Raw genomic sequence first — 9,994 nt, 5'->3', positions numbered from 1 at the left:
ACCGGAGGAGGAGGAATTGGCAGTGGAGGTTCCCTACTGATCTAACCTCTGATGCCGTAAGGCGTTGAGCACTTTATTTTGCGCCGGCAACAGGGACCCCAAAATGTGCCTGATCTAACCTCTGATGCCGTAAGGCGTTGAGCACAACATTCCGGTAAAAATAGTGACCCTATACAAACAGGCTGATCTAACCTCTGATGCCGTAAGGCGTTGAGCACTTCCTCACCTGGTGGATCGATGTGAAGTTTTTCCGGACTGATCTAACCTCTGATGCCGTAAGGCGTTGAGCACCTAAGAATATACGATAAAGAAAAAGAACAAGAAACACTGATCTAACCTCTGATGCCGTAAGGCGTTGAGCACGAAGCTTCGGACACGAACTTGTGAGAATTATCGATCTGATCTAACCTCTGATGCCGTAAGGCGTTGAGCACAGCAATCGGCAAAAGACCTGATTGAAAGGGCAAAGCTGATCTAACCTCTGATGCCGTAAGGCGTTGAGCACTAATAGATCATGGGTGAAATGCGAGGAGTGCAACGGCTGATCTAACCTCTGATGCCGTAAGGCGTTGAGCACATAACAGGAATAAGAGAAAGTTGGAATCGGTCAACTGATCTAACCTCTGATGCCGTAAGGCGTTGAGCACGGCAGACCTGCAAAAGGCAAACCTGCAAAAGGCAAACCTGATCTAACCTCTGATGCCGTAAGGCGTTGAGCACTCGTTTGAGTCCCATTACGAGGATTCTGCTGTTTCCTGATCTAACCTCTGATGCCGTAAGGCGTTGAGCACCCAACCGCTCCTTGACTTGAAGTGTATTATCTATTCTGATCTAACCTCTGATGCCGTAAGGCGTTGAGCACTAGTAAAAAGGGATAATAAGTAATAATCTAAGTGACTCTGATCTAACCTCTGATGCCGCAAGGCGTTAAAAATTAGCTAATGACCAGTACTATAAAAAGAGAGCATCGAAATTTGATCGATAGTCTCCCTAAACAAAAAAACATTCTGAATATTGGAATCTGCTTTATTTTTATCTTTTCTACCAGTTCTCCTTATGATATTTTCTCATAAACTCTCACAGAACCAAAAAATGTTTTGGCACCATAGCCTCTTCTATTTTCTTCCCTCATTTTTCAGATTTCAAATTTTGCTGCCGAATTAACAAATTTTAATCCCAATCCCCAATATTAATTTCTCCCTCTGCAACCCACAACTCATTTAAATCCTTATATCCCCTATAAGTTTTCTCAGGCAAAAAATATATGTCCTTACCCCTTATACTGCCTTCCCAACATAGCTGATTCATAGTTTTAGAACCGGCAGAATCATTGTCCAGGCAAAAAACCATACGATTTGACTTCACCCATTCCCAACATAAACCGTTTATTCCAAATATTGCACAGGTATTCTTATGACCTGCCGAAATCATAGAAAGAGCATCGAACACGCCTTCACATATAAAAACAGAATCTTCTTCCAGGGCAGATGAGTTAAAAACTCCTTTTGCACCTGGTAAATGATCGTGTCGGATTCCCTTGGGAACTTTTTTATCACTGCCAACCGCTCTGCCATAAAGATTAATGATTTCACCGGATAGATCCGTATGAGGAAATACTAATCTTCCAAACTTCCAATCTCGGCCTTTATGGAGCCATTTACCAGATGGAGAATATCCAACCCCAAAGTTATAGGCAACTTTCAAAGGAATCTTCCGTCTCCTTAAATATTCTTCACCCCAACTACCAGGAAGAAATTCCTGAAAATCTTTGAGCGCCTTAGTATATTCAGACTTAATTGTTTCTTTTTTAACTTTCTTTGGAATTGTATTTATCGAAGTAAAAATTTTCCTGGTTCTAAAAGGAAAACCCCAATTTTTTTTGTCTTTCTGTTTCTTAATCCATTCATCCTTAAATTCATCCAGATACCCCCAGGCTCCACAGGCATAACAACGGAAGTGTCCATTATCTGGATTCAATTGAAGGCTTCGTTGCTTATCGCTGCCATGAATAGGGCAGTAATATCTTAAATATTTCCCTGCTCTTACTCCCCTACCCTGGCTACGATAGGCTTCAAGATCTTTATTGGACAATTGTGTCTGTAGAATATTCAAAATTATACCAACTCTCTGAAGGTTCCAAGATCAGGTCTAAATATTAATTCAATAAGACCCTTATCTCCGTAACGGTTTTTCTCCAATGCCAGGTTAATCGCCCTTGCAGGTAAATCTGAATTCCTGTTTTTTGCTTTCACAAGGAATAACGCCGTATCTGCTGAATATTCCAAATCGCCGGATTCCTTCAAACTCGTAAGACTAGAACCTCCCTGTCCCGGTCTATTTTGAGAACTTATTACCATTACCGGATTATCCAGCCTCAATGCCAATTCCCTTAATTCCGATACAAGCCCGCTAACCACATGCCTGAAATCGCTAAATTCTCTCCTTACGGACGCCCAACGTTGTAAATAGTCAACAATAATCAAGCATTTTTGATTTTTTCTCCGCGTCATAACCTGTAAAGCCTTTGCTTTTAAGTGAGGAACTGTTAACCTGGAAGTTCCTTCAACAAGATAAATTCTGGAAAGATCCCTGCCAAATCTTAAAGCGGCTTCTTTTAATACTTCCGGGTCTCCATATCCATCAGCAAATTTCTTCGACTCCAAGCCGGCAATGTGGCAAAGAGCCTTTAATGCAAGTTTTTTTAATGATTCTTCAAACGACACAAATAAAACAGGAACCCCAAGTTTTGCTATATATGCGGCAATTTGCATAGTTAAAGTAGTTTTTCCCTGTCCAGGCTCTGCCGCCAGTAAATGAATTCCCGTTTGTAAGCCGCCTAAAAGCTTATCAAGTTTATTTATCCCGGTTGGCAGTCCCACCACCACCGATCCTTTTTCCTTGACTAATTCATGTCTGATATATGTTTCTTCAACAACCTCGCCAAACAAATCGGACATAGATATAATACGACTAGCTTTTAATTCCTTTACCGCTTGCTGGACACTGGATAACTGATCCTCGAGATCCGTTATAAGGGATGTGGCATGCTTTTCATTTCCCCTTAGATCTCCCAAAAAATCTTGAGCTAGATCTGCAAGCAATCTTTTCTGATAAAGATCAGCCAGTTCACGGGCTACAACAACTGGATCAGAAACAGGGCTTTTCGTTACTCCCAAAGCTGGTATCGGCTTATTCTGCTCTATTGCTTCTGCAATAATTTCAAATTTATCTCTTTCCGCTTCCCAGGCTTCAGAAGGAAGTATGTCAATTATTTCCCAATAAATATCCGGTTTTTTCTTTATCGTGGCTATGAGCGAACTTTCAAGTTCTGTATCTACAAATTCATTTGCGAGTAAAAATTTTTTTGGCAATGCTCTTGATCCCCTTCAACAAAATTTTATGTTGGAAGCATTATATCACACCCCACCGCTTTTAAGCGTGTGGGAGTGTGTTTTATACTAGTTAAACTAATTAGGTTGTAAAAAAATGCTGAACCCCGCATGATATCTGAGTTAAAAAAATGCTTGCTCACAGGATAGAATAGACATGCTCACAGGATAGAATAGACATGCTCACAGGATAGAATAGACAATTTTTACAAAACGATTCTTTTGTAAAACCAGTGGTATCAATATTTAGTCTTGTTTGCTATAATATTTTTCACGTATTTTTTTGTAAAATTGAAAAATGAAAATTTACATTGGAGTAAAAAAATGTAAAATTTTATTGAGTATTGGTGCGTTTCTAATGTTTAATTTTCTATTGGGCACTTTTGCTCCTTCCATTGTTCTATCCTTTTCAATACTTTTTTTCCAGGCTTTCGTTTGCCGTTTTCAATTAAGGATAAATAAGTTACTGAGATTCCTAATTCTTCAGAAACCATCTCAAGTGTAAGATCTTGTTCCTTTCTTATCCTACGAATATCTAAGACATCAGTTTCATTTGCTTTCTTGCTTTTTACTTTCGAAGACTTCGTTGGAGAGGGCAAAAAATTTCTCTTTTGAGGAGTATGTATTTTTTGGTATTTTTCAATTATTTCTTTGGGTGGCTCAATGTATATAAGCCATTCCAGCCATTTTTTCCACCAGCCTCTTTTGCCTATTATATTTTCATCAAACATTTGGGGGTCATAATACCAATTTGATATAATGTTGTCTCTTTGAAGCGTGTCAAGAGCATTTTCGAAACGATCCTTTATTCGACCGGGATTTCTTGTATTAACTTCCTTTTTTGTTTCGTTAAGAAGGGTGCTGACCTTATAAGGCTGTCTGCAGTTTTCTTGACTTCTTTTTATTTTCCATTGCCAGGAAAGATAACGACACAAACGTTTTTCCCAATCCTGTCGATATGGATCATATTGCAATGCCTTAATTGACAATAATGCTATTTGCCTTCCCTGTCCGGATAAAAAGGCTTTGAGGACGTTTCCTAATTCAACCTCCCAGCCGTCAGCTTCAATATTACCATCTATTGTTAATTGTCCTATTCTTTCTGATATAAGAATAGCACGGCTTTGCAAGCCCCGCTTTTTTTTCCTTCTGTTCCTTTTGTAACCTTTTTTGGTTTCTTCTTCTTCGAAAACCTCTCTTTCAAGGACCGTAATCCAGGTATTATCTAAAATATTCATATTGCACGCGATTTCATCACGTTGTTTTTTTTGATACCCTCCCCTTCTTCCGCTTCCACTTTTCTGTGGTTTAATTCCTCTCAACTTTAATATATCGTCAGCAGTAATGAATACAGACTTCTTTTTGTTCCTTGCTTCCTGTAACCATACATAGGTAATCGCATCGAGGACGTCTGCGGTTAAGTCATCCATCTTTTCTCTGTTTTCTGCCATTCGTTTTTGCAATTCTTCCAACTGCTTTTCTGGAATATATTGCTTATCTTGCCAGCCAACCGGGATTAATTCAGCTATTGCTCTTAATCTCTTATTTTTTGAGTCCAAAATCGCCTTATGCCATTTTTCCTCTTTTTGGGGAGGTTTAAAACTTCTTGTAGCTATAGAGTTTCTAAAGTTAAAATAAAGCTGATCTCCAGAAGAAACGATATAGTTGGGTATCAATTTAGGGCAGTCCGACTTTAATATGGTTTTGTCCTGGAAAACATTTTCTACCCATTTTACCGGGAGTTTTTCTTCAGGATTTATTTGATCAAAATATTTGAAAATTTCGTTCCAAAATCTCTGTTTTTCTTCGTTATTCCATTTTTTGGTATTAGTTTGATCTATTTCGAGTTTTACAAAAATAGGATAATATGCGGATTTTTTTTCTATAATTAGCGGTTGAACCTGGAAGGATATTCTTCCAGTGGGTTGATCCTTATTATCAACTGATTTACCGGGTTTGGTCCCGTTGATATTTATTGTGAATATTTTTATATCGAGTAATTCCTGAATAGTCTTTTCCTGGGTGTCAATCGATTGATTCTGGAATTTTTCTGAAATTTCCAAAGGTAATAATAAATTCCCGACGTCTTCTTTCACCATGAGAAATGCCAGATCGTTAGATAAACGCTTTAAAGTGTATATTTTTTCTATTTCTCCAAGATTGCCGATTAATCTTTCGGCTATTTTCTCGGAATAATTTCTTTCCTTATCTGCACCGAAGTGAGTAAAAAAGCTACTTTTACTCTCTTTGGAGTATGTATAATCAATATTGTATTGAAGCATTACAGTAGGATTATTCCAGGTTATTTCCTTTTCATTGGGATTTTCTATGTATGCTTTTAAATGATAAGCAGCTTCTTTAAAAATATTTAATGCATTTTTAACAAGAGAATCCGGTTTCGTTTTCTCATAATTTTCTATCACATCGCCAAAAATATCATAATATAAGCCTTTTAATTTTGCTGTGTCATTATTTATGTCAACAGGGATATGTTTTTCTGAATCGTTTTGATTTACCTGTTTAAGCTGAACTTCCAGCCTTGTCAATATTCTTTTCTCTTCGATATTTTCCATAGCATTCACCAACTTTAGTAGTCAATATCCTGAATTTAGAATTCAATTGTCTTCTTATTCTACCTTATATTAAATAGTTTTTTCCACCAGGATCGGCTTTTTTCCGCTTCAAGTTCCTCCTGTAATTTCCGTTTGGCTTCTTCATTTGCCTTCAGACTTTCCTCCAGAGTCTTTTTCTCTTTTTCGAGTTGTGACGCCTTTTCCTTTATCTGTTCCTCTTTGGTTGTCAACTCTTCTTTTTCTTGCTGTAAAGTTGAAACCTGGTTTTTGAATTCCTCTGCTTGTTGCCTGGATAACTCAGCTTCCTGCCGAATAGACTCTATCTCTGTTTCCAGTTGATCTTTTTGGTTCTGTAATTCGCCTTTTAAAGCCTTTATTTGCTCAATTTTGGAGGATAACACTTCTTTTTCCGATAAAACATCATTATGAGCCTTCTGTTGCGTCTGGAGGGATTTTTCAAGGGACTGCTGTTTGTTTTTTAACTCTTCAAGATGCTTTGTTACCTGGCTTAGTTGATCAGTTGTTGACTGAAGTGATGCTTCCTTGTTCTGGAGGTCTATTTTTACCTTTTCATATTCATGTGTAATAACTTCAACTGGAGCCGGGAGTAATTTTAGCTTACGATCCAGCTCTTCAAACTTCCATCGATACATTATTAGCCCTGATTGTAGCTTTTCCCGCTCGTTTTTCTCTTTTTCATATACTTCAACAGGAAGAATTACCGTATTGTCATTTGTCAAAAATTGTCTGACATCTGACAACTGGTCTAATCGGCTGTCGGACATGTTGTCAATAGATTTACCTAAAAACCTTTCTATTTCAGGTTTTGGTATCTTGACAACTTCTTTGCCATTGTCAATTAATTTGTCAGAATGGATTTTTCCCTGTCTGACATAACGGTATATTGTTCGTTCGCTTTTTCCGATAATTTCTGCAGCTTCTGATATTGTCAAGCTGTCTGACATTTGTCATCACCTCATTTAGATTTTCTTTGACAATATAAAAGTTCCCTGCAACGATAAATAGATTATTTATTAATTTTTTGACTTCATGAAAATAGATATCAGCGATTAAGGTGCTTTTTGTAAGTGAAGATGCAATTAACAATTGACAAAAGTGTCAAAAAGTTCCTGAATAACTATGTTTCTGTCTTTTGTCAGAAATTGTCTGACATCTGTCGGAGGTGATTTTGACTGTCTGACATGATGTCACTATATTTTCTCTAATTCTTTCTATCTCTATCCTTTTTATATTGACACTTGTTTGTCACTGTCAGACAGTTTGACAAAAACTGACATTGTACCTTTTTTAATCAGTAGTCCATTATTGGAACAAAAAAACGAGTCAATAATTTTTATTGGGGATAAATTAAGATTGGTTCGTCAAAGAAGTGTTTGATGTATGAATAAAATTGGAGCATTACTGATTATTTCTTTTTATTTTATTAATACTATTTTTGATACTTCTTTTAAGAATATCATTGTCACATTTAGACAATTTTTCAATTAAAGGCTTAAGTGCTTTTTTATCACCAATATAGCCTAATGCACTAACTGTAGGATAGATTATATCATAATCATTGCTTGTTTCCAGCAAATTGATCAATTTATCAGTTACTCTTTCATCTTTATATTCTAAAAGTGAATATATTGTTTTGATTCTCACATTTTTATTTGGATCATTTAAAAGTATTAGCAAAGGAGTGACAGCTTTTTCGTGTCGTCTAAATGCCAATGTTCTAATAGCTTGTATTCTGACAGACATGTTTTCATCATTTAAAGCCCTTATAATCCCGTTTATTGTTTCAGGGCTATGTATTTCACCCAAACCAAAAACCGCATATCTTCTGACTTCGATGTTACTGTCTTGGAGTAAGTCTTTAAGAGGCTTGATAGCGTAAACACTTTTCGCCTCACCCAATGCTTTCGCTACTGAAATCCTGATTAGAGGATCGTCATTAGTTCTTAAATCGGAAATAATTAAAACTGCTCTTTCATCTCCTATTTTGCCTATTGCTTCAATTACTTTACATCTCACAGATATATTTTCGTCATTTATAGCTAAATTTAATAACATGTCGGTAGATTTTTTATCTTTATGATATCCAAGGAGCGCGGCTGCGTTTTTTTTCATAGTTGCATTTCTGTTTTTTAGTGCACGGCGAAGAGATTTTAAAGGTGGAGGATCCATAAGGCTAATTACAAACATTGATAGTTCACTTTTTTGATTATTTCCTAAGGCTCTTACAACCGGTCCCTCAAAAATACATCTCATTGAATTGACCTGGGATTTTATAATGTCTGGGTTCTTTAAATATTGGTAAATCCAGTTTAAATAATTCATAATCAAAACATCTTTGAGCTGTATAAAAATCAGGATTATCAAAACAAGCAATATAACAATTTTCAGAATTCTTGTTTTCATTAAGTTGTTCATTTTAAACACACCTTTTCGCTCATATTCGGTTTAGATAATTATAGTTATGAAATAGGTGAAGGGGGAGAAGGAGGAATGATTGTATCCGCATCTGTATTAAATGAAATTTTATTTGCTCCAAACACAACTATTGGATAAAAACATCCCCGGTGATTTTTCCACATAAGTATGGGCATATTGTTTGCCTTTTTTAATTTTTTAGAATATCTCGTTAATTGGTTTTTTTTACTTATTTTTAGATGTTTGAAATCTTTTTTTGTAATATCGCGGTAATAAGTGAATATTGCATATTCAATAGATTCTAACCAATCATTATTAGCGCTACCACTTATTCTATTTGCAAATTTTGCTATTATATTACGATGAAAATTAGCATCTGAATTCTGAAATCCAATAAAAACTCTCTTGTTCTCTCTAAATCCACTTGATTGATAAAAGGGATTTACACCAGTACCGGCTAAAACACCTTCAGCCATTGATGGATTAATGTGTTCATCTTTATTACTTCCTTTCTCTGAATCTAGCCTGTGAAAAGCTGCGCCTGCTAATAAACAACCAAGAGCAAAAACAACCTGTGCTCTTGGAGTTTTGTCTTTCCCATATTCTAAAATTCTGTTATTTAATTCATTAGAATACCACCACGTTGTCGACTTGGTTCCAATATTGGAATGTGTTATATCTATTTCAGTTCCATGAGTATTCCAGTAGACATTAGAATATCTAAATAATGTTTTGTAAAATTGATCTCTTTGATTTATTTTTTTAAGCAATATTTCTTTTGAGCCAATATAAGGAAAATCTACAAGTGATGGGAATTCGTGTTTTACAGCTTCGATTGTGAGAGTAGCAGATTTTGCCTTCTTTGATGGGGTTGGTGAAGGTGGAGGATACCAACCTGGATTTATAAAATCGTCAAGATCAGGGATAGGAGGAATTATCAACAGATAAAGATTTTGATATTTATAAGAAGCTGATACTTGTGACAAATTACTTGATATATGTCTTCTGTCGATATTATTATTCCATGCAGTTCTTATATTATGCAATTTTACTTTTTTTACATACCTTACTCTATTAGCTCCAGCAAAATTAAACTCTGACAACATTTTGGCGGATTTGCCATTGGACGAGTTTTCCATGGGTAGTGGGTTGCCGTAGCTGTCGGTAAAGGATGATGAAACGATATTTCCGCTGCTGTCTGTGATAAGCCGGACTGAACCGATATGATCGGTATGATAGAAAATTACATCTGAAGAATTGGCTTTCTTGTTCGATGTAGGACTAATGTATGATGAAAGCATTTCACCAAAAATGATGTGGGTTGCTGTGGTTTCCCAGTTTCCCTGGCTATTTTTTACCAACTCTCTTGTGGTGAATTTGCCTTTTTGGGTGAATTTTTGTTCTGTTCCCTCGGAATCCATTTTTATCAGCATCCCGTCCTCATCGTAGTTGAAATCAACCGTTTCACCGTTTGATCCGCCGTTTTGGGGTGGTAGAGTTACTTTTATTAACCTGTCGAAGCAGTCCCATTGATAAGAAGTCGTCTCTCCGTCTCTTGTAGTCTGTGTCAGGTTGCCGTTGTTGTCATAAGTCAGG

Annotated in this window: 6 protein-coding genes and 1 CRISPR repeat array; all 6 genes read right to left on the bottom strand. The window is 36.5% G+C overall.

What is annotated here, in order from left to right:
- Positions 1-36 precede the first annotated feature (36 nt).
- A CRISPR array of direct repeats spans positions 37-935; the repeat unit is 36 nt; unit sequence CTGATCTAACCTCTGATGCCGTAAGGCGTTGAGCAC.
- A 235-nt stretch (positions 936-1,170) separates the two neighbouring features.
- Positions 1,171-2,112, bottom strand: coding sequence for a toprim domain-containing protein (locus ACHZAX_RS20820; RefSeq protein ID WP_320020441.1), 942 nt, complete (start codon positions 2,110-2,112; stop codon positions 1,171-1,173).
- A gap of 2 nt (positions 2,113-2,114) precedes the next feature.
- Positions 2,115-3,371 carry a DnaB-like helicase C-terminal domain-containing protein gene (locus ACHZAX_RS20815; protein WP_320020440.1) on the bottom strand — a complete coding sequence of 419 codons (1,257 nt, stop codon included), beginning with the start codon at positions 3,369-3,371 and terminating at the stop codon, positions 2,115-2,117.
- A gap of 380 nt (positions 3,372-3,751) precedes the next feature.
- Positions 3,752-5,962 (bottom strand): helix-turn-helix domain-containing protein, encoded by a 2,211-nt coding sequence (locus ACHZAX_RS20810; RefSeq protein ID WP_320020439.1) that lies wholly within the window; start codon positions 5,960-5,962, stop codon positions 3,752-3,754.
- A 59-nt stretch (positions 5,963-6,021) separates the two neighbouring features.
- The gene (locus tag ACHZAX_RS20805; protein WP_320020438.1) at positions 6,022-6,927 is read right to left on the bottom strand and encodes a helix-turn-helix domain-containing protein; all 906 of its coding nucleotides are present in this window, start codon (positions 6,925-6,927) and stop codon (positions 6,022-6,024) included.
- Between the two features lie 454 nt (positions 6,928-7,381).
- Entirely contained in the window at positions 7,382-8,386 is a 1,005-nt protein-coding gene (locus tag ACHZAX_RS20800) for a HEAT repeat domain-containing protein (protein WP_320020437.1), read from the bottom strand.
- A 56-nt stretch (positions 8,387-8,442) separates the two neighbouring features.
- The coding region (locus ACHZAX_RS20795; RefSeq protein ID WP_320020436.1) for an RHS repeat domain-containing protein at positions 8,443-9,994 on the bottom strand (1,552 nt) is incomplete at its 5' end.

Source organism: Labilibaculum manganireducens, from assembly GCF_963665805.2.
Classification (GTDB): Bacteria; Bacteroidota; Bacteroidia; order Bacteroidales; family Marinifilaceae; genus Labilibaculum; species Labilibaculum manganireducens.
The sequence above is the reverse complement of the archived record's forward strand: the minus strand, read 5'-3'. Positions and strand labels throughout refer to the sequence as shown.

What these genes read in the sequence shown, in the direction of transcription:
- ACHZAX_RS20810 (WP_320020439.1), bottom strand. Translation starts at nt 5,962, where the DNA reads ATGGAAAATATCGAAGAGAAAAGAATATTGACAAGGCTGGAAGTTCAG.
- ACHZAX_RS20805 (WP_320020438.1), bottom strand. Translation starts at nt 6,927, where the DNA reads ATGTCAGACAGCTTGACAATATCAGAAGCTGCAGAAATTATCGGAAAA.
- ACHZAX_RS20800 (WP_320020437.1), bottom strand. Translation starts at nt 8,386, where the DNA reads ATGAAAACAAGAATTCTGAAAATTGTTATATTGCTTGTTTTGATAATC.